Source organism: Paraburkholderia terricola (assembly GCF_900142195.1).
Classification (GTDB): Bacteria; Pseudomonadota; Gammaproteobacteria; order Burkholderiales; family Burkholderiaceae; genus Paraburkholderia; species Paraburkholderia terricola.
The window spans coordinates 71,505-92,518 of sequence record NZ_FRAB01000005.1 but is presented as its reverse complement, the minus strand read 5'-3'; the positions used below and the strand labels follow the sequence as shown (position 1 = coordinate 92,518).

The following is a 21,014-nucleotide window of genomic DNA, read 5'->3' as shown; positions in this document are numbered from 1 at the left end:
ATCAACCGCTCGCGCTCCGCCTGTCAGCCAACCGCCACCTGGCGCAGCACCGGGCGGCGCGTCGCTTCGATCAGTGCCGAATAGCTGTCGACGTAGTTCTGCGCCATCGTCGTCGAACTGAAGCGGCGTTCGAACTGCGCGCGGATTTCGGTGCGCGACAGTTCGTCCAGACGCTGCAGCGCGGCCACGGCGCCCTGCACGTCCTCCACGATGTAGCCGGTCACGCCGTGGTCGATCACCTCCGGCACCGAGCCGCGGTTGAACGCGATCACCGGCGTGCCGCACGCCATCGATTCGATCATCACGAGGCCGAACGGCTCCGACCAGTCGATCGGGAACAGCAGCGCCTTGGCGCCCGACAGAAACTCGGGCTTCTGCGCCTCGTTGATCTCGCCGACGAATTCCACGTGCGCCTGCGACAGCAGCGGCTCGATCTCGCGCTTGAAATAGTCCTGGTCGACCTTGTCCACCTTGGCGGCGATCTTCAGCGGCAAACCGCTTTGTGCAGCGATCTTGATAGCTGTATCGACGCGCTTCTCCGGGCAGATACGACCGAGGAACGCCAGGTACTCCGGCTTCTTGTGCGCCTGCGGCGTCAGCAATTGGTCGGGCAAGCCGTGGTAAATCGTGTTGAGCCAGTTCGCCTGCGGCAGCGGCACGCGTTGCGAATCGGAAATCGACACCACCGGCACGTTTGAAAAAGCGTCGAATACCGGTTGTAACTCCGGCAGGTCCAGCCGACCGTGCAGGGTGGTCACGAACGGGGTGTCCATCGTCGTGAACAGCGGGAACGGCATGTAGTCGAGGTGAAAGTGAAGTACGTCGAATTCGTGCGCCACCTTGCGCACCTTCTCCATCATCAGCACGTGCGGAGCGAGCGCGTCGCGGATCGTGGGATCGAGGCGCAGCGCGCGAGGCCAGCAGGCGTCGAGGTTCGCGGAGGTCACCGAGTCGCCGCTCGCAAAGAGCGTGACGTCGTGGCCGAGGTCGACCAGCGCTTCGGTCAGGTACGACACGACGCGTTCGGTGCCGCCGTACAATTTCGGCGGGACGGCTTCGTACAACGGCGCAATTTGTGCGATTCGCATGCGTATTCTCCTATTCAGAACGGCTTCGCACAGCGGCGCTCGAGTAGAGCGAGGAGCGAATGCCTGACGGACGGTTGGGCGCGGTTAGCCGCCGCCCGGGGGTGCTCCGAACCTGCATCGGGTAATCCCTTAGCTTCATTATCGGGATTGGCCGCGCCAATTCGAGTTATTTTTCAAACGCTTAATGTTGTTACAGCGGGAAACATGGGCCGTTACAGGTTTGTCCGAAAGGCCGTACCAGCGACTCGGCGATGTTCGCGGCCGCCTTGCCCGCACGCTGTCAAAGCCGCGCAGGCCAGTAGCAAGACGCGCGCCTGACACGCGAAAGGCGCCTATATCGGGCGTATTACGCAGAGGTGAAAACGTCTTATAATTGTTTTTCACCCTTCCGAGGGGCGCGCCGCGAAGCACTCGGATACCCGAGTCCGCCTCGCATCGCCGTCAAAGAAAAATTCAAATGGCATAGCGGCTTGAAGCGAATTGCCCCACTTTCCTTTCACTTCATTTCCCACTCCTGCGGTGTAGGAAAAATTCCTACATGAATGACGGATTAATCCGTCAAACAGGCTGGGTGTCTGTCCGATTTTCGTCCGCGCCCCCATTCGAGACAATGCGTGCAAGACCAGAAACGAGCCGATTCGTGCGTTTAAGTGCGCGCGTTCGAGCAAACGTTTCCGTAACGGCCTGACCAGCCAGATACACCCCGGGGGAATCATGAGCGCGACAAGCGATATGCTCAATGAGATCAGAGAAGTCAACCTGTCCTATCTCCTGCTCGCGCAGCGGCTGCTGCGCGAAGACAAGCCGATGGGCATGTTTCGCATGGGGATTTCGGACCAGCTAGCCGACGTACTTGCCAATCTGTCGTTGGCGCAGACCGTCAAGCTGGCGGCGTCCAATCAGGTGCTGTGCCGTTTCCGTTTCGATGACCATGCCGTGCTGTCCGCTCTGGCGGACAAGGGCAAATCCAGCGCCGTGGCTCAGGCGCATTCCGCGATCCTGATGGCAAGCCAGCCCGTCGAGCAACTCGGCTGATGACAGCCCGCACCTCACACGCAGCGATCAGGACGGGGGCAATGCAAGCGGATGGCCTATAAAAGCGTGGTGCTCGAAGTGAGGGAAATCACCCTCGCGATCGAACTGATCGAACTCGGCGCGCGGCTGCAATTGCTGGAGGCTGAAACCAGCCTGTCGCGCGACCGGCTCATCAAGCTGTACAAGGAACTGAAAGGGGTGTCGCCGCCCAAGGGCATGCTGCCGTTCTCGACCGACTGGTTCATGACCTGGCAGCCGAACTTTCACTCGTCGCTGTTCTACAACATCTACCGTTTCATGGCCGGCCATGGCGGCTGCGAGACGATCCAGTCGATCGTGAAGAGCTACCGGCTCTATCAGGAGCACGTCCAGTTGCACGACGACGAGCCCGTGCTCAGTCTCACGCGCGCCTGGACGCTGGTGCGTTTTTTCGACTCCGGGATGCTGCAAATGACGCCCTGCTGCCGCTGCGGCGGGCATTTTGTCGCGCATGCGCACGATCCGCAGCATGCGTTCGTCTGCGGCCTCTGCCAGCCGCCCTCGCGCGCCGGTAAGACAAAGAAATTCGCCGACGCCCGGGCCCGCGAGAGTCTCGCCGCGCTCGAAGCCTGAGTCGCGGCCCGGCCGCCAGCGCGCGGGCCGGCATCGCCGGTGGCCCGCCGCCTGGCGCCCGTCATCCGCCGCCCGCGTGCCCCGGCACCCGAGCGCACCCCGTCCCGACGCGTCCTTCCGCCAGGCCACCTAGTCCCGGCCCCAACTGCGCCGCTTTGACTTGCCTCTGGTTTACACCGGAGCGGCAGGCCGCTTTTCCGTCAAAGTTTTCTGCCCGCTTGCCGTAAACCAGTTTAACGACGGTCACCGTCGCTTCTTTGTGAGGGCTCCGCAGTGCTGATTTTCGTGGGAACACTCGTGACGCTTTTGTCCGTTTTCGGCGGTTACGCGCTGGAAGGCGGTCATCTCGGCGCGCTGCTGCAGCCCGTTGAAGTGCTGATGATCGTCGGCGCCGGGGTGGGCGCGTTCATTCTCGGCAACGGGATGAAGACGATCAAGGCGACGCTGCGCGTCATTCCAACCCTGTTCAAGGGCGCGAAGTACAACAAGGACGTGTACATGGAGCTGATGGCGCTCCTCTACGTCCTGCTGGCGAAAGCGCGCAAGGAAGGCACGCTGACGCTCGAAGCCGACATCGACGATCCGTCGAAGAGCCCGATCTTCACGCAGTATCCGAAGATCCTCGCCGACAAGCACATCATCGAGTTCCTCACCGACTATCTGCGTCTGATGGTGGGCGGCAACATGAATGCGTTCGAGATCGAAAGCCTGATGGACGAGGAAATCGAAACGCATCACCAGGAAGGCGAGGCGCCCGCGCACGCGCTGAACAAGGTCGGCGACGCGATGCCGGCGTTCGGCATCGTGGCCGCGGTGATGGGCGTGGTGCATACGATGGCCTCCGCCGACAAGCCGCCCGCGGTGCTCGGCGAGATGATCGCCCAGGCGCTGGTCGGCACCTTCCTCGGCATTCTGCTTTCGTACGGACTGATCGGGCCGCTCGCGAGCGTCGCCGAACAGCGCGTGACCGAGTCGACCAAGATGTTCCAGTGCATCAAGGTGACGATTCTCGCCAGCCTGAACGGCTATGCCCCGGCGATCGCCGTCGAATTCGGCCGCAAGGTGCTCTTCTCGACCGAACGCCCGTCGTTCGCCGAGCTGGAAGAGCACGTGCGCCGGGTCAAGGCCAAGTAACGGGCGCCGGGGACCGAAGCGATGAGCAAGGACAAAGACCGCGCCATTGTCGTCAAGCGCGCCGCGCCGAAGAAGGCGGGCCATCACGGTGGCGCGTGGAAGCTCGCGTATGCGGACTTCATGACCGCGATGATGGCGTTCTTCCTGCTGATGTGGCTGCTGAGCTCGGCCTCCACCGTGCAGTTGAAGGGCATCGCGGAGTACTTCAACCAGCCGTTGAAGATCACGCTGTGGGGCGGCGACCGCAGCGCCGAGGATTCAAGCATTCTGAAGGGCGGCGGCCGCGACATCTCGACCGACGCGCAGGGCGTGACGCGCTCCACCGACGGCACGAACAACCGCGCCGAGCGCACCGCGTCGCATGCGCCGGAAGACTCGCTCAAGCAGTTGCAGGGCGAGCTGGAGCGCCGCGAGCAGGTCCGTCTGCACGATCTGCAGGTCAAGCTGATGGCCGCGATCGAGGCGAACCCGGTGCTGCGCCAGTTCAAGCAGCAGATCCGGATCGATTCGACGCTGACCGGTTTGCGCATCGAAATCGTCGACTCGCAGAAGCGGCCGATGTTCGCCACGGCGAGAGATCAGGTGGAGCCGTACATGCGCGACATCCTGCGCGAAATCGGTCACACGCTGAACGACGTGCCGAACCGCATCATCGTGCAGGGACACACCGACGCCGCGCAGTACGCGGGCGGCGAGAAGGGCTACAGCAACTGGGAATTGTCCGCGGACCGCGCCAATGCGTCGCGCCGCGAGCTGATCGCCGGCGGCATGGACGAAGCGAAGGTGATGCGCGTGCTCGGCCTCGCGTCGACGCAGAACCTGAACAAGGCGGATCCGATGGATCCGGAAAACCGCCGCATCAGCATCATCGTGCTGAACAGGAAGTCGGAGGAGGCGCTCAACCATGACGACTCCACCACGACCACCCTGTCGGACGACGCAGCCGGCTCCAAGCCGCTGCTGCAAAGACTTGCGCAACCGGTGACGGTTGCACCGAAGGTGTCCGCGGCGACGCGGGCGACCCAGTAACAAACGGCGATCGCCTGACCGTTCACGCGCCCGACTGGCGCGAGCAGCCCGGCGATCCATAGCGTAAGCGCAGCGAGGTTTTTCATGATCAGGCACATCCTGGCAATCGACGATTCAGCATCGATGCGGCAGATCCTTGCCGCGACGCTGACGACGGCCGGCTACGAAGTGACGCTCGCGGCGGACGGCAACGAAGGGCTCGAAAACGCCCTCGCCATCCCGTTCGACCTCGTGCTGACCGACCAGCACATGCCGGGCAAGACCGGCCTCGATCTGATCGCCGAACTGCGCGGCAACCCGGCTTACCAGGCGACCCCCATCCTCGTCCTCACGACGGAATCGGGCGACTCCTTCAAGGCGGCGGCGCGGGCTGCGGGAGCGACCGGCTGGATCGAAAAGCCGCTCGACCCCGACATGCTGACGGAACTGGTGGCGGCGCTCGCCGAACCGGACCCCGCCTAAGCCCCATTCATACACAGGTTATAGAAGCTTTCGACGCGGCGGCACGGCAGCCCAAGCCTAGACAGGAACTCTCGCGGTGACACAGGCATGACACTCGACATCACTCAGTTCTATCAGACGTTCTTCGACGAAGCGGACGAACTGCTCGCGCAGATGGAGCAGTTGCTGCTCAATCTGGACATCGCGCACCCCGATCCCGAAGACCTCGCGGCGATTTTCCGCGCGGCGCATTCGATCAAGGGCGGCGCGGCGACGTTCGGTTTCACCGCGCTGACGGAAACGACCCACATTCTCGAATCGCTGCTCGACCGCGCGCGCAATAACGAACTCGTGCTGCGCAAGGACATGATCGACACGTTCCTCGAAACCAAGGACGTGTTGTCGGGCCAGCTCGCCGATTACCGCGCGAGCGCCGAGCCGGATACCGCGGTCGCGAAGGCGATCTGCGCGAAGCTCGAACAGTTGCACGCCGAAAGCCGCTTCGGCGGCGCACCGGCCGAAGCGGCGCCGGCAGCGGCTGTCGCCGTGGCGGCGCCGCTGGAAACGCAGGCGGTACAAGGCGGCACCCCGCCGGAGCATGTCGTCGAACAGGCGGTGCAGGCGGCGGGTGAATGGACTGACGGCGAACCGGCACAGACTGGGCAAGCCGCGGGCACAGGCGATGCAAACGACAACGCCGGCCCACATCTGAAAATTACGCTACGGGGCGTGGGAGAGAAGGATCAGGCACTGCTGGCTGAGGAGCTCGGCAACCTGGGCAACATCGTGGGGCAGGTCAAGAGCGGCGGCGATCTGACGCTGTGGCTCTCGAGCGACGTGCCCTCCGACGACATCATCGCCGTGTGCTGTTTCGTGATCGACGAAAGTCAGATCTCGATCGGCCGTGGCACCGCACCGGCGGGCGAGACGCAGCAAGGCGAACCTGGAACGCCCGACGCTGCCGATTCGGCCCCGGCGCAAGCAGCACAGGCGGCACAAGCAGTCGAGGTAACGCAAGCCGCGCCGGCGACGAGCGCCGCGCACGCCCAACCGTCCGCGCAAGGCACAGCGGCCGCGGCCGCCACCGCCGCTCAACCCGCGGCGGCGAGCAGCGCACCCGCCGCCGGCCAGGCGCCGGCGGCCAGCGCCGCCGCGCCGGCCGAGAACGACCGCAAGGCGGCGCGTCCGGCCGCGGCGGCAGGCGGCGCGGAGGGCAGCTCGATTCGCGTCGGCGTCGAAAAGGTCGATCAGTTGATCAACCTGGTCGGCGAACTCGTGATCACGCAGGCGATGCTCGCGGAAACCACCAGCACGTTCGACCCGGCCTTGCACGATCGCCTCTTCAACGGCATGGCGCAGCTCGAGCGCAACGCGCGCGATCTGCAGGAAGCGGTCATGTCGATCCGCATGATGCCGATGGATTACGTGTTCAGCCGCTTCCCGCGTCTGGTGCGCGATCTCGCGGCGAAGCTCGGCAAGCAGGTGGAGCTCGTCACCTTCGGTCAGGCGACCGAACTCGACAAGAGCCTGATCGAACGGATCATCGATCCGTTGACGCACCTCGTGCGCAACAGTCTCGATCACGGCATCGAAACCGTGGAAGCGCGGCGCGCGGCGGGCAAGGATTCGACCGGCCAGTTGGTGCTGTCGGCGGCGCACCACGGCGGCAACATCGTGATCGAGGTGAGCGACGACGGCGCGGGCCTGCGCCGCGACAAGATTCTCGCGAAAGCGGCCAAGCAGGGCATGCAGGTCAGCGAAAGCATGACTGACGAGGAAGTGTGGAACCTGATTTTCCTGCCGGGCTTCTCGACGGCGGAACAGGTGACGGACGTCTCCGGCCGCGGCGTCGGCATGGACGTGGTGAAACGGAACATCCAGTCGATGGGTGGTCACGTGGAAATCACGTCGCACGCCGGCAAGGGCAGCACCACACGCATCGTCCTGCCGCTCACGCTGGCGATTCTCGACGGCATGTCGGTGAAGGTCGGCAACGAGATCTTCATTCTGCCGCTGAACTTCGTGATGGAGTCGCTGCAGCCGCGCGCCGAGGACATCTACACGGTGGCCAACGGCGAGCGCGTGGTGCGGGTGCGCGGCGAATACCTGCCGCTCGTCGCGTTGCACGAAGTGTTCAACGTCGAGGACGCGAAGCAGGAACCGACGCAGGGCATCGTCACCATCATGCAAACCGAGGGGCGCCGCTTCGCGATGCTGATCGACGAGCTGGTGGGCCAGCAGCAGGTGGTCGTGAAGAATCTCGAAACCAATTACCGCAAGGTGCACGGCATTTCCGCCGCGACCATTCTCGGCGACGGCAGTGTCGCGCTGATCGTGGACGTGGCGGCGCTGAACCGCGAGACGCGCAACGCGCATGGCGCGATGAGCCTCGCATGACATTCACTCAATTCATTTCATCCCAACCGTTTGGGGGCTAACGTGGCAGAAGTCCAATCCATCAATTCGAGCGTCGCGAACGCGACGAATGGTCGCCGCGACGCGCAGCAGGCTGACGCCGGCGGTCAGGAATTCCTCGTCTTCACGCTCGGCGCCGAAGAGTACGGCATCGATATTCTCAAGGTGCAGGAAATCCGCGGCTACGACAACGTGACGCGTATCGCGAACGCGCCTGAGTTCATCAAGGGCGTGATCAATCTGCGCGGCATCATCGTGCCGATCGTCGACATGCGTATCAAGTTCCATCTGGGGCGCGTCGAGTACGACCACCAGACCGTGGTGATCATCCTGAACGTCGCGCATCGCGTGGTCGGGATGGTGGTGGACGGCGTGTCGGACGTGCTCACGCTCGCCACCGACCAGATCATGCCGGCGCCGGAATTCGGCGCCACGCTGACGACCGAGTACCTCACGGGGCTCGGCACCGTCGACGGCCGCATGCTGATCCTGATGGACATCGAGAAGTTGATGACCAGCCGCGAAATGGCGCTGATCGAAACGCTCGGCGCCTGACGGCTGCGGCATTCAAGAGTTTGTGAAGGAGCATTGAAATGCTAAGCAGGTGGTCGATTCGGACCTCCCTCACGCTGGTGGGGATCATTCTCGTCGCGCTCACCGTGGTGGTCGGCGTCCTTGGGCTGACGGCGCTGAGCAGCGCCCGCCAGTCGCTCGACCGGATCGCGCGCGGCGATCTGGTGGCGATTCACGCGCTCGACGATGCGTCGGCCTATCTGCTGCGCTCGCGCCTGTCGCTCGATCGTTTCACCGCGCTGAGCGCCGCCGGCGACACTGAAACGGCGAAGAAGGTGCTGGACCGCGCGGTGGAGCTGCACGGCTTCAGCAGCAAGAGCTGGCAGACCTATCTCGACGCGCCGAAGAGCGGCATCGATCAGGCCCAGCTCGACGAACTGGTGGCCCGCCGCACGACGGTCGTGCGCGACGGCCTGGAGCCCGAATTCGCCGCGTTGCGCGCGGGCGATCTGGCCGCGTACCACGCGATCGCCGACAAGAAGATCAGCCCGATGTTCGTCGCCTACGACAACGTGGCGTCGGCGGTGGTCAAGAGCCTGCAGCAGCAGGCGGTCGACCAGCAGGCAGCCGCGCAGTCCAACATCTCCCTGATGACGACGCTGATCGCCGGCTTCGGCGCGCTTGCCTTGCTGCTGGTGGTCGGCTTGCGCTTCGCGCTGCGCGGCCTGATCGTGCAGCCGCTCGCGGACGCTACCGCCTGCTTCGAGCGCATCGCGTCGGGCGACCTGTCCGAGACGATCGCGGTGTCGAGCAGTAACGAAATCGGCCGGCTGTTCAGCGGCATCAAGCGGATGCAGGAAAGCATGGCGACGATGGTGAAGGCGGTTCGCAGCAGCACCGAGTCGATCGACACCGGCGCGCGCGAAATCGCGATGGGCAACACCGATCTGTCGCAACGCACCGAACAGCAGGCCGCCTCGCTGCAGGAAACCGCGTCGAGCATGGAGCAGCTCACCGGCACCGTGCGCCAGAACGCCGAGAACGCGCGTCAGGCGAGCCAGTTGGCCGTCAACGCGTCGGACATCGCGACGCGCGGCGGCGACGTGGTGAGCCAGGTCGTCACGACGATGCAGGACATCGCGGCCAGCTCGGGCAAGGTCGTCGACATCATCGGCGTGATCGAAGGCATTGCGTTTCAAACCAATATTCTCGCGCTGAACGCGGCGGTCGAAGCCGCGCGCGCCGGCGAACAGGGCCGCGGCTTCGCCGTGGTGGCCGGCGAAGTGCGCAGCCTCGCGCAGCGCAGCGCGAGCGCCGCGAAGGAAATCAAGGAACTGATCGGCGACTCCGTCGACAAGGTGCAAAGCGGCTCGACCCTGGTGGGCCGGGCAGGCACGACGATGGACGAGATCGTCCAGGCGGTGCGCCGCGTGACCGACATCATGGGCGAGATCAGCGCGGCGTCCGAGGAGCAATCGGGCGGCATCGAGCAGGTGAATCGCGCGGTCGTGCAGATGGACGAAGTCACGCAGCAGAACGCGGCGCTGGTCGAAGAGGCAGCGGCAGCCGCCGCCTCGCTCGAAGACCAGACGCGCCAGTTGCAAACGGTGGTGAGCGGCTGGAAGGTGGCCGGCGGCCCGACGCACGGCGGCGCGCTCGCGGCGCGCGGCGCAGTGGCGGCAACAGCGGCGCCGGCAACGGCGCGCACGAGCGGCGGCAAGCACGGCAGCGCACGTAGCGCCGGCGGCGCCCGGGCCGCGAAAGCGGCACCGCGAGCGAGCGCACATGGCGCGGCGCATTCGGCACCTCAAGCAACCGCAAACACCGCAAACACCGCAACGCAAGCAGCACCGGCATCGGCCAACCATGACGCATCCACCGCGCGCGTCGAACCGGCCTTGAAGCCGAAGACGACCCGCGCGGCGAGCGAATCCCCGGCACGTCCGGCCGCGAGCGCGGCCACGGCGGGCTCGGACGGCGACTGGGAAACTTTCTAGGACATGGCGGAAAAACATGCAGTCATTCGGCATCTCGCTCCCTGAGGGGCGAATCATCGAAGCACGCCTTACCGGCGTGTCGCGGGCCGACTGCATGTTGGTAAAACTCGCGGGAGTGCGCGACCCCGCGAACCCAATCCCTTCTCCGCGAGGCAACGGCCTTGGCGGCAAGCGGGATGGCTCGTATCGCAGGCAGGAACTCACATGATGGCAACGCGCGCACAGCAACGCCCCGAGCGGGCGGAACCGGCTAGATCCGGCGAGCAGGGACGGGATTTCGAATTCACGTCCGCGGATTTCGCTCGCATTCGCGACCTGATTCACCGCAGCGCGGGCATCTCGCTATCGGACCACAAGCGCGACATGGCCTACAGCCGCCTTGCGCGCCGGTTGCGCGCACGCGGCCTCGACACCTTCAAGCAGTATCTCGATCTGCTCGAGGCGGAAAACGATCCGGCCGAGTGGGAGGCGTTCACCAATGCGCTCACCACCAACCTGACCGCGTTTTTCCGCGAGGCGCATCACTTCCCGATCCTTGCCGAATTCGTGCCGCGCCGCGCGCAGCCCGTCTCGGTGTGGTGCTCGGCGGCCTCGACCGGCGAAGAGCCGTACTCGATCGCGATGACGCTGATCGAAGCGCTCGGCGAGAGCGGCGCGCGTCACGCCAGCGTGCTCGCCACCGACATCGACACGCAAGTGCTGGCGAAAGCCGAAGCCGGCATGTACCAGTTCGACCAGGTCAAGCACCTGTCGCCCGAGCGGCTCAAGCGCTTCTTTCTGAAGGGCACCGGCGCGCATGCGGGCATGGTCAAGGTGCGCCCTGAAGTGCGCTCGCTGGTGCGCTTCGAGCAATTGAACCTGACCGACCGCGATTACCAGTTGCGCTCGCAGTTCGACGCGATCTTCTGCCGCAACGTGATGATCTATTTCGACAAGCCGACGCAAGCGCAGGTGCTCGGGCGCTTCGAGCCGCTGATGAAATCGGGCGGCCTGCTGTTTGCGGGCCACTCGGAAAATTTCACGTACGTCACGCAGGCGTTCAAGCTGCGCGGCCAGACCGTCTATGAACTGACGCGCGACACGGCGGGCGGCGCGCGCGCCGCCCCGGCGCGAACCACGAGCCATGCCTCGACGAGCGGGGTGACAGCATGAGCAGCCGCTTGCCGATCGCCACCAATCTGTATTTCGACAATCACTTTCAACGCCCCGGCGTGAAGCTGCTGCCGAACGAGTTCTACACGACCCACGAAGACATGGTGCTCGTCACCGTGCTGGGTTCGTGCGTCGCGGCCTGCATCCAGGACCGCACCGCGGGCATCGGCGGCATGAACCACTTCATGCTGCCTGACGACGGCGCGGACGTCGGCCAGGCCGCGTCGGATTCGATGCGCTACGGGGCGTACGCGATGGAAGTGCTGATCAACGAACTCATCAAGGCCGGCGGCCGGCGCGAGCGCTTCGAGGCCAAGGTGTTCGGCGGCGGCGCGGTGCTCGCCGGCATGACGACGATGAACATCGGCGACCGCAACTCGGAATTCGTGCGCCGCTACCTGGCGCTGGAAAAAATCCGCATCGTCGCCGAGGACTTGCAGGGCTCGCACCCGCGCAAGGTCGCCTTCATGCCGCGCACCGGCCAGGTGATGGTGAAAAAATTGCGCGTGCAGCAGGAAGCGGGCGTGGCCGAGCGCGAACAGGCGCTCGTGCGGCAAAGCGCCGAGGCGCGCGCCGAACGGCTCGCGGCCGCGCGCAAGCGGGTCGAACTGTTTTCGGCCCCGGCCGCCGCGAAGCCCAAGGTCGAACTGTTTTCATCACCCGCCGCGGCGCGGCCGAAGGTCGAGCTGTTCGGCTCCGCTTCCGGCGGCGCGGCGGGCACAGCGGCAGGCGGTCCTGGCGCGGCGGTGAAGCCGCGCGTGGAACTGTTCGGCGCGAACGCCGCGAGCGGCATGAATTCGCGCGTGATTAATTCAAACAACGCCAGAACGATAGAGGAGGCGTGAGCGCTGTGCAAAAAATCAAGGTACTGTGCGTCGACGATTCGGCGCTGATCCGCAGCCTGATGACGGAAATCATCAACGGCCAGCCGGACATGACGGTGGTGGCGACCGCACCCGACCCGCTGGTCGCGCGTGAGCTCATCAAGCAGCACAACCCCGACGTATTGACGCTCGACGTCGAAATGCCGCGCATGGACGGCCTCGATTTTCTCGAGAAGCTGATGCGCCTGCGGCCGATGCCGGTCGTGATGGTGTCGTCGCTCACCGAGCGCGGCAACGAAATCACGCTGCGCGCGCTCGAACTGGGCGCGGTCGACTTCGTCACCAAGCCGAAGGTCGGCATTCGCGACGGCATGCTCGACTATTCGGAAAAGCTCGCCGACAAGATTCGCGCCGCGGCCCGCGCGCGCGTGCGCCAGGCCGCGCCGGCGCAGCATGCGGCCGCCCACGCCGCGCATGCGCCGGTCGGCGCCGCGCCGCTCTTCAACAATCCGCTGCTCAGTACCGAGAAGCTGATCATCGTCGGCGCGTCGACGGGCGGCACTGAAGCGATCCGCGAAGTGCTGGTGCCGCTGCCGCCGGATGCGCCCGCGGTGCTGATCGCGCAGCACATGCCGCCGGGTTTCACAAAATCTTTTGCGCAACGCCTCAATGGTTTGTGCCGGATTACCGTTAAAGAGGCAGAGCATGGCGAACGCGTGCTGCCGGGACATGCCTACATCGCGCCCGGCCACGCTCACCTGTTGCTGGCCCGCAGCGGCGCGAACTACATCGCGCATCTCTCGGACGAGCCGCCGGTGAACCGCCATCGCCCGTCGGTGGACGTGCTGTTCCGCTCCGCCGCGCAGCATGCGGGCAAGAACGCGGTCGGCGTGATCCTAACGGGCATGGGGCGCGACGGCGCGGCGGGATTGCTGGACATGAGGAAAGCAGGGGCTTACACCCTTGCGCAGGACGAAGCGAGCTGTATCGTGTTCGGCATGCCGCGCGAAGCCATTGCGCTCGGCGCGGCCGACGAGATCGCATCGCTGCCGGAGATGAGCCGACGGGTGATGGCGCGTCTGTCGTTGATGGGCGATCGCGTTCAGCGCGTGTGATGCGCGGCCTGACGGGCGAGCGGAGGACATGGGACCAGAGTAAGGCGCTAAAGCGCCAACTCTGGTCGATGCACAAGGCATGGGACCGGAGTAAGCGCTAAAGCGCAAACTCCGGTCGATGCACAAGGCATGGGACCAGAGTAAGCGCTAAAGCGCCAACTCTGGTCGATGCACAGGGCATGGGACCGGAGTAAGGCGCTAAAGCGCCAACTCCGGTCGACACAGATCGGGTTGGACGGTTGGACGGGCGGACGTGCGCCGTACCTTGGATCAAGCAAAGGGAATGAAATGGATAAGGGAATGAAGATTCTGGTGGTTGACGACTTTCCGACGATGCGCCGGATCGTTCGCAACCTGCTCAAGGAGCTCGGCTACGGCAACGTCGACGAAGCGGAAGACGGTCAGGCCGGCCTCGCGCGTCTGCGCGGCGGCACCTATGACTTCGTGATCTCCGACTGGAACATGCCGAACCTCGACGGTCTCGCCATGCTCAAGGAAATCCGCGCCGACGCGAACCTCACGCACCTGCCGGTGCTGATGGTGACGGCCGAGTCGAAGAAGGAAAACATCATCGCGGCGGCGCAGGCCGGCGCGAGCGGTTATGTCGTCAAGCCGTTCACGGCCGCGACGCTCGACGAGAAGCTCAACAAGATTCTCGAGAAGATGGCGAAAGCCGGGAGCTGATGTGGACCAGCCGACCCATGCGCATGGCGCCGAAGCGGTCAACGAGAGCGGCGACTTCGCGTCCGACCGCATCCTCGCCCGCATTGGACAACTCACGCGCACGCTGCGCGACTCGATGCGCGAACTCGGGCTCGACAAACATGTCGAGCGCGCGGCGGAAGCCGTACCCGATGCCCGCGACCGTTTGAAGTACATCGCGAACATGACCGAGCAGGCCGCCGAGCGCGTGCTGTCCTCGATCGATGTCGCGAAGCCGATCCAGGAGCAGTTGCAGAAAGACGCGGGCGAACTCGACGCGCGCTGGGAGCAGTGGTACGCGGCGCCGATCGAGCGCGAGGAAGTGCGCGCGCTGATGAACGACACGCGCAGCTTCTTGCGCGGCGTGCCCGAAGCCACCAGCGCCACCAACTCGCAACTCATGGAGATCATGCTGGCGCAGGACTTCCAGGATCTGACCGGGCAGGTCATCAAGAAGATCACGGACGTCGTGTATCTGATCGAGCAGCAATTGCTCGGCGTGCTGGTCGAGAACATCGCGCTCGAACGGCGCGAGCAGTTCGCGGCGAACGCGGCTGCACTGGCGGCCGAGGTCTCGTCGACCGGCAGTCCCGAGCACCTGCTGAACGGACCGCAGATCAACCCCGAAGGCAAGGCGGACGTGGTGCAGGACCAGTCGCAAGTCGACGATCTGCTGGCGAGCCTCGGCTTTTAAGGCGCCCTTTAACGTGCTTCGAGTGCATCGGAGCGCGTCGGCACGCCGGATGAATGAGTATGCGCAGCAAGCCGCGGGCCCGGATTTGCGTGCTGTCTGCCGACACAAACCACAGGCATACTAGGGCTTCAGGCGGCGGCGTTGGCTTGCTGCCGAGAAACAGGCGCCGGCCGGCGGCATGGTGAGGAACCCCTCCAGAATGCGGCCGTCACGGTGCCTATGATTGGTATAAATGCGGCCGGTTCGCGCGAGATGCGGACCGGGCAGCAGCTCGGGAGGAGCCTCGACATGTTGAGTTGTGTACGTCGTGCCATGTACGTTGCGGCACTCGCCTTACCCTGGTCGTTCGCAGCCGTGCAGCCCGCTCACGCGGGACTTGGCGGCACGCCGATCACCCCACCCGCGGATGCGTCGGTCTCTTCACGCACCGTGCAGCCCGCCGGCGGCGCGCAGGGCGTGATGCGCTCGGCATCCGGCGCCGCTTCTTCAAGCTCGGCTTCCGCCTCCTACACCGTGCGTGAAACCACGTTCGGCAACGGCACCCTGGTGCGCGAATACCTTGCCGCCGACGGTTCGGTGTTCGGTATTGCCTGGCGCGGTCCGCAAATGCCGGATCTGAACGATCTGCTCGGCAGCTATTTCCCGCAATACGTCGCCGGCGTGAAGTCCGTGCGCGCGGCGCGCGGCGGCGGCCACGGCCCCGTCAGGGTCGACCAGAGCGGCCTCGTCGTGCATTCGGGCGGCCACATGGGCTCGTTCTCCGGTCAGGCGTGGCTGCCCCCCGCTTTGCCTGCGGGCGTCAGCGGTTCCGACATCCAGTAATGCGAGGACGAACGATGCGAACCATGCGTATTGCCGAGAAGCTCAAGGGGTGGGTGCAGGCCGCCCTGGCCGTGGCGTTGCTGTCGGCGGTCGCCGCTTGCGGCGGTGGCGGCGACGACAGTCCCAGCTCCAGTTCCGGTTCCGGCACGTCGGGCTCGACGAGCGGCTTGCCGGCCAGCCCCACCCAGCAGCCGATTGCCGCGACCGCCGCGAATACCGTGGCGATCACGGTCGGCCCCGGTGCGACCGGGGTCATCAATATTCCGACGGTGAGCGTGACGCTCTGCGCGCCCGGCACGAACACCTGTCAGACCATCAACAACGTCCAGGTCGACACCGGTTCGTTCGGTCTGCGCGTGGTCAACTCGGTGCTGAACTCGACGATGCAGAGCGCGTTGCAGCCCAGCACCATAAGCGGCTCGCAACTCGCCGAGTGCGCGACGTTCGCGGACGGCTACACCTGGGGCACGGTGCGCACCGCGACCATCAAGATCGGCGGCGAGACGACGAGCACGGCGATTCCGGTGCAGATCATCGGCGACAAGGACGCGAGCACCGTGCCCGCGGCCTGCTCGAACACCGGCGGCTCGGCGGAAAACACAGTCAGCGATCTTGGCGCGAACGGCATTCTCGGTATCGGCACGGCGCTCACGGATTGCGGCTCGACTTGTGCGAACCCGGCGACTGCCGTCAATAGCAGCAATTACTTCGCGTGCCCGGGCGGTACTTCGTGCACGCGCGCCGCGGTGCCCGTCGCGCAACAGGTCGCCAATCCCGTCGCCAACTTCCCGACCGACAACAACGGCGTGATCGTGCAGATGCCGCCGATTCCCGATACCGGCGCGGCGTCGGCCACCGGCACGCTGGTGTTCGGCATCGGCACGCAGTCGAACAACGCGCTTGCCGCAGCCAACACGTTCACCACGGATGCCTTCGGCGATCTCACCAGGAGCGTCTTTAATGGCGCGACGGTGACGGCGTTCCTCGATTCGGGCTCGAACGGCTACTTCTTCGCGGATAGCTCGCTCACCCTGTGCGGCAGCAATTTCTCGGGCTTCTACTGCCCGTCGTCCGCGCAAACCCGGTCGATCACGCTGGTCGGAGCGAACAACGTGCAAGCGACCGCGAACATCGGCATTCTGAGCGCGTCCACGCTGTTCGGCAGCGGCAACAAGTTCGCGTACAACGACCTGGCCGGGCAGCTCGGCAGCAGCACGGCCTTCGATCTCGGTTTGCCGTTTTTCTACGGCCGCTACGTGTACCACGGCTTCGATAAGAGGGCGAGCGGCGGCCAGGCGCCTTACGTGGCGTTTTAACGCACTGCGCTGAAATGTGAGAAACGGTCCGGCGCCCGCGCGAAAGCGCGCGGGCGCCGGGCTTGCTTCGCGGCTGTTTCGCCATCGCTGGCGTGCCGCCTTAGCCATGATTCACCAAGGCTGCCTTGCCACTGCAACGTCGCTAGTTGGCCGCTTCACCGCCGCTGCCTTGTCGCTCACCGCCGCTGGCTTGTCGCTTCACCGCCGCTGCTTCGTCGCTTCACCGCCGTTGGCTTGTCGCTCACCGCCGCTGGCTTGTCGCTTCACCGCCGCTGGCTTGTCGCTCACCGCCGCCGCTTCGCCGCTTCACCCCCGCGTCCGCACGGCTTCTCCGCCGTTTCCCCACGGCGTCATCCGCCGAAATACCCCCCTTTCTCCGCCCTTATCCGCCGATCGGCCCTTGCGCCCAGCGTGAATAATCGCTCTCACTGGAAAGAGGCGCCGTGCCTCGCCCGACTGGAGAGCTTTTGTGGCAGAGGATAGCGACCTCGAAAAAACCGAATCAGCCACGCCCCGGCGCCTCGAAAAGGCGCGCGAGGAAGGGCAGATCGTGCGCTCGCGGGAACTGTCGACGTTCGCGCTGCTGGCGGCGGGGTTCTTCGGCGTGTGGGGCATGTCGGGCAGCATCGGCGAGCATCTGCAGGGCATGCTGCGTGCGGCCTTCACGTTCGATCACGGCGCGGTGTTCGAGACCCGCCGCATGCTGATCGGCGCGGGCGCGGCGAGCCGCGAGGGGCTGTACGCGCTGCTGCCGATCCTCGGCTTCACCGGCGCCGCCGCCTTGCTCGCGCCGATGGCGCTGGGCGGCTGGCAGCTGTCAGCGAAAGGCCTCGAACCCAAGTTCGACCGCCTCAATCCGATTGCCGGCCTCGGCAAGATATTTTCGATCAACGGACCGATCCAGCTCGGCATGTCGCTCGCGAAGACGCTGGTGGTGGGCATCATCGGCGGCACCGCGATCTGGAACCGCCGCGAGGAGATTCTCGCGCTGGCGACCCAGCCGTTGCACCTCGCGCTGTCCAACGCCATGCATCTGATCGCCGTCTGCTGCGGCATGACGGTGGCGGGCATGTTCGTCGTGGCCGCGCTGGATGTGCCGTATCAACTGTGGCAGTTCCACAAGAAACTGCGCATGACGAAGGAAGAAGTGAAGCGCGAACATCGCGAAAGCGAAGGCGACCCGCACGTGAAGGGCCGCATCCGCCAGCAGCAGCGCGCAATCGCCCGCCGCCGCATGATGACCCACGTGCCCAAGGCCGACGTGGTCGTGACGAACCCGACGCACTTCGCGGTCGCGCTGCAGTACACCGACGGCGAGATGCGCGCGCCGAAGGTCGTCGCCAAGGGCGTGAACCTGGTGGCCGCGCGGATTCGCGAGATCGCCGCCGAGAACAACGTGCCGTTGCTGGAAGCGCCGCCGCTCGCGCGGGCGCTGTATCACAACGTCGATTTGAACCGCGAGATTCCGGGCCCGCTGTATGGCGCGGTCGCCGAAGTGCTCGCGTGGGTGTATCAGTTGCGGCGCTTCAAGACCGAAGGCGGCGTCGCGCCGGTCGCGCCGACCGAATTCGACGTGCCCGCCGAACTCGACAAGGGCGGTGTGCCGGCCGAAGAAGCCGCGCAGGAAGCCGCCGACGCGCTCAATCCCCTCAACCCAGATAACGACGACGCTTCAGGAGCCTCCGCATGAACGCTCGCGCCGGTTTCCTCGCCCGAAGGCCCGATGCCTTGAGCGGCACCAATTTGCGCGCCCTCGCCGGGCCGGTGCTGATCTGCATGATCCTCGGCATGATGATCCTGCCGTTGCCGCCGTTTCTGCTCGATCTGCTGTTCACTTTCAACATCGCGCTTTCCGTGATGGTGCTGCTCGTCAGCATGTACACGATGAAGCCGCTCGACTTCGCCGCGTTCCCGAGCGTGCTGCTGTTCTCCACGCTCCTGCGCCTGTCGCTGAACGTGGCCTCCACGCGGGTCGTGCTGCTCGAGGGCCACACCGGCCCGGACGCGGCGGGCCAGGTGATCGAGTCGTTCGGCCACTTCCTCGTGGGCGGCAACTTCGCGGTCGGTATCGTCGTCTTCATCATTTTGATGGTGATCAACTTCATGGTGATCACCAAGGGCGCGGGGCGGATCGCGGAAGTGTCCGCGCGCTTCACGCTCGACGCGATGCCCGGCAAGCAGATGGCGATCGACGCCGATCTGAACGCCGGCCTCATCAACGAGGAACAGGCCCGCAAGCGCCGCTCCGAAGTCTCGCAGGAAGCCGAGTTCTACGGCTCGATGGACGGCGCGAGCAAGTTCGTGCGCGGCGATGCGATCGCCGGTTTGCTGATCATGGTGATCAACATCTTCGGCGGGCTGATCGTCGGGATGGTGCAGCATGGGATGGACTTCGCGTCCGCCGGCAAGAACTACACGCTGCTCACGATCGGCGACGGCCTCGTCGCACAGATTCCGTCGCTGGTCATTTCGACCGCGGCCGGCGTGATCGTCTCGCGCGTGGCCACCAACGAAGACATCGGCACGCAGTTGACCGGCCAGCTTTTCACGAATCCGCGCGTGCTGGCGATCACCGGCTGCATTCTCGTGCTGATGGGCCTGATTCCGGGCATGCCGCACTTCGCGTTTCTGATTCTCGGCGGCGGCCTGATCCAGCTTGGCCGCACGATGAAGAAGCGCGCCGAGGAACGCAAGAACACCACCGCGCTCGTCGATGTCGCGCCGGCCGCGATGGCGCCGGTCGAAAACACCGAAGCAAGCTGGGACGACGTGACGATGATCGACACGCTCGGCCTCGAAGTGGGCTACCGGCTGATTCCGCTCGTCGACAAGAACTCGGACGGCGAACTGCTCAAGCGGATCAAGAGCATCCGCAAGAAGTTCGCGCAGGAAATCGGCTTCCTGCCGCCGGTCATTCATATCCGCGACAACCTCGAATTGCGGCCGAACGGTTATCGGATTGCGTTGAAGGGCGTGGAAGTGGGCGTCGGCGAAGCGTATCCGGGCCAGTGGCTCGCGATCAATCCCGGCCAGGTGTCGGCCGCGCTGCCGGGCACGCCCACGCAGGACCCGGCGTTCGGCTTGCCGGCCATCTGGATCGATACGAATCTGCGCGAGCAGGCGCAGGTGTACGGCTACACGGTGGTCGATTCGAGCACGGTCGTGGCGACGCACCTGAATCATCTCGTCGTGACGCACGCGTCCGAACTGCTCGGCCGCCGCGAAGTGCAGGCGCTGCTCGAACGCATGCAGAAGGACACGCCGTCGCTGGTCGACGATCTGGTGCCGAAGACGCTGCCGCTCACCACGCTGCAAAAGGTGCTGCAAAACCTGCTGGAAGAAGGCGTGCCGATCCGCGACATGCGCACGATTCTGGAGGCGCTCTCCGAGCACACGCCGAAGATCACCGACGCGCACGATCTCACCGCCGCCGTGCGCCTCGCGCTCGGCCGCGCGATCACGCAGCAGTGGTTTCCCGGCACCGGCGACATGCAGGTGATGGGCCTCGACTCGAACCTGGAGCGCGTGCTGTCGCAGGCGCTCTCCACCGGTTCCAATCCGGGTCTCGAGCCGGGCCTCGCGCATACGTTGATGAATGAAACGCAGAAGGCGATGACGCGTCAGCAGAATCTCGGGCTCGCGCCCGTGCTGCTGGTGCAGCATGCGTTGCGGCCGATGCTCGCGCGCTTCCTGCGCCGCAGCCTGCCGCAGTTGAAGGTGTTGTCGTATGCGGAAGTGCCCGATACGCGCAACATCAAGGTGGTGAATCTGATCGGCGCGCAGGGTTGAGCCCGTTGCAGCGATAGTCGACCGCGGCCCGATTACCCCCGTTGCAATCAGCCGGCGCTCATCGAGCGCCGGTTTTCATTTCCGCGCCTGACTTTTCATGCGGCGAGCGGCCTGCTCGGTGCAAGCTCCATGCGCGAAAGCTCCGCTCACTTCGGCGCTGAACGAACCGTTCGACACCGCCGCGGGCGTGAAGCGCGGCGCGTGTCCATCGTCCGAATTGCCCGCCTTTAACGGTCTTTATCCATCGATCGTGAGGTGACGGGTTTCGCAATAATGATCTCAATGGGAAGCGGTATATCGCCGGTCCGTTCGTCCGTTTACCTCATCGGGGGTCCA

18 protein-coding genes are annotated in these 21,014 nt (G+C 65.1%); 17 read left to right on the top strand and 1 reads right to left on the bottom strand.

All coding sequences use genetic code 11. The features are described from left to right. Positions 1 to 23 precede the first annotated feature (23 nt). Complete coding sequence (locus BUE39_RS06265) at positions 24 to 1,088, bottom strand: glycosyltransferase family 4 protein (protein ID WP_073427793.1); 1,065 nt, start codon at positions 1,086 to 1,088, stop codon at positions 24 to 26. A gap of 714 nt (positions 1,089 to 1,802) precedes the next feature. On the opposite strand from BUE39_RS06265, the gene flhD reads away from it, so the two are divergent. From flhD to flhA, 17 genes are all read left to right on the top strand, one after another. Continuing rightward, positions 1,803 to 2,123: a flagellar transcriptional regulator FlhD gene (flhD, locus tag BUE39_RS06260; protein ID WP_013589958.1), complete on the top strand. Its 321-nt coding sequence runs from the start codon at positions 1,803 to 1,805 to the stop codon at positions 2,121 to 2,123. A 51-nt stretch (positions 2,124 to 2,174) separates the two neighbouring features. Next, positions 2,175 to 2,735, top strand: coding sequence for a flagellar transcriptional regulator FlhC (gene flhC / locus BUE39_RS06255; protein ID WP_073427791.1), 561 nt, complete (start codon positions 2,175 to 2,177; stop codon positions 2,733 to 2,735). Positions 2,736 to 3,008: 273 nt separating this feature from the next. Beyond that, complete coding sequence (motA, locus tag BUE39_RS06250) at positions 3,009 to 3,869, top strand: flagellar motor stator protein MotA (protein ID WP_073427790.1); 861 nt, start codon at positions 3,009 to 3,011, stop codon at positions 3,867 to 3,869. Between the two features lie 21 nt (positions 3,870 to 3,890). Then, positions 3,891 to 4,898 carry a flagellar motor protein MotB gene (motB, locus tag BUE39_RS06245; protein ID WP_073427789.1) on the top strand — a complete coding sequence of 336 codons (1,008 nt, stop codon included), beginning with the start codon at positions 3,891 to 3,893 and terminating at the stop codon, positions 4,896 to 4,898. Between the two features lie 84 nt (positions 4,899 to 4,982). Next, a complete protein-coding gene (locus BUE39_RS06240; protein ID WP_073427788.1) occupies positions 4,983 to 5,360 on the top strand; it encodes a response regulator in 378 nt (125 codons plus the stop codon). A gap of 87 nt (positions 5,361 to 5,447) precedes the next feature. Continuing rightward, positions 5,448 to 7,736 (top strand): chemotaxis protein CheA, encoded by a 2,289-nt coding sequence (cheA, locus tag BUE39_RS06235; RefSeq protein WP_073427787.1) that lies wholly within the window; start codon positions 5,448 to 5,450, stop codon positions 7,734 to 7,736. Positions 7,737 to 7,778: 42 nt separating this feature from the next. Further along, positions 7,779 to 8,309, top strand: a complete 531-nt coding sequence (locus BUE39_RS06230) for a chemotaxis protein CheW (protein WP_028198487.1) — start codon at positions 7,779 to 7,781, stop codon at positions 8,307 to 8,309. A 38-nt stretch (positions 8,310 to 8,347) separates the two neighbouring features. Beyond that, on the top strand, positions 8,348 to 10,264 hold the full coding sequence (locus BUE39_RS06225; RefSeq protein ID WP_073427786.1) for a methyl-accepting chemotaxis protein: 1,917 nt from the start codon (positions 8,348 to 8,350) through the stop codon (positions 10,262 to 10,264). A gap of 204 nt (positions 10,265 to 10,468) precedes the next feature. Next, positions 10,469 to 11,416 (top strand): CheR family methyltransferase, encoded by a 948-nt coding sequence (locus BUE39_RS06220; RefSeq protein WP_073427785.1) that lies wholly within the window; start codon positions 10,469 to 10,471, stop codon positions 11,414 to 11,416. Further along, positions 11,413 to 12,261: a chemoreceptor glutamine deamidase CheD gene (gene cheD / locus BUE39_RS06215; RefSeq protein WP_073427784.1), complete on the top strand. Its 849-nt coding sequence runs from the start codon at positions 11,413 to 11,415 to the stop codon at positions 12,259 to 12,261. The genes BUE39_RS06220 and cheD overlap by 4 nt, the downstream gene beginning before the upstream one ends. A gap of 5 nt (positions 12,262 to 12,266) precedes the next feature. Continuing rightward, positions 12,267 to 13,355, top strand: coding sequence for a protein-glutamate methylesterase/protein-glutamine glutaminase (locus tag BUE39_RS06210; protein WP_073427920.1), 1,089 nt, complete (start codon positions 12,267 to 12,269; stop codon positions 13,353 to 13,355). A 288-nt stretch (positions 13,356 to 13,643) separates the two neighbouring features. Beyond that, positions 13,644 to 14,039, top strand: a complete 396-nt coding sequence (gene cheY / locus BUE39_RS06205; RefSeq protein ID WP_073427783.1) for a chemotaxis response regulator CheY — start codon at positions 13,644 to 13,646, stop codon at positions 14,037 to 14,039. Between the two features lies 1 nt (position 14,040). Further along, the gene (gene cheZ / locus BUE39_RS06200; protein WP_073427782.1) at positions 14,041 to 14,751 is read left to right on the top strand and encodes a protein phosphatase CheZ; all 711 of its coding nucleotides are present in this window, start codon (positions 14,041 to 14,043) and stop codon (positions 14,749 to 14,751) included. A gap of 288 nt (positions 14,752 to 15,039) precedes the next feature. Continuing rightward, a complete protein-coding gene (locus tag BUE39_RS06195) occupies positions 15,040 to 15,573 on the top strand; it encodes a DUF2844 domain-containing protein (protein ID WP_073427781.1) in 534 nt (177 codons plus the stop codon). A 14-nt stretch (positions 15,574 to 15,587) separates the two neighbouring features. After that, positions 15,588 to 16,889 carry a DUF3443 domain-containing protein gene (locus BUE39_RS06190; RefSeq protein ID WP_073427780.1) on the top strand — a complete coding sequence of 434 codons (1,302 nt, stop codon included), beginning with the start codon at positions 15,588 to 15,590 and terminating at the stop codon, positions 16,887 to 16,889. 469 nt (positions 16,890 to 17,358) lie between these two features. Then, the gene (gene flhB / locus BUE39_RS06185) at positions 17,359 to 18,579 is read left to right on the top strand and encodes a flagellar biosynthesis protein FlhB (protein ID WP_073427779.1); all 1,221 of its coding nucleotides are present in this window, start codon (positions 17,359 to 17,361) and stop codon (positions 18,577 to 18,579) included. Beyond that, entirely contained in the window at positions 18,576 to 20,678 is a 2,103-nt protein-coding gene (flhA, locus tag BUE39_RS06180; RefSeq protein WP_073427778.1) for a flagellar biosynthesis protein FlhA, read from the top strand. The genes flhB and flhA overlap by 4 nt, the downstream gene beginning before the upstream one ends. Positions 20,679 to 21,014: the final 336 nt, after the last annotated feature.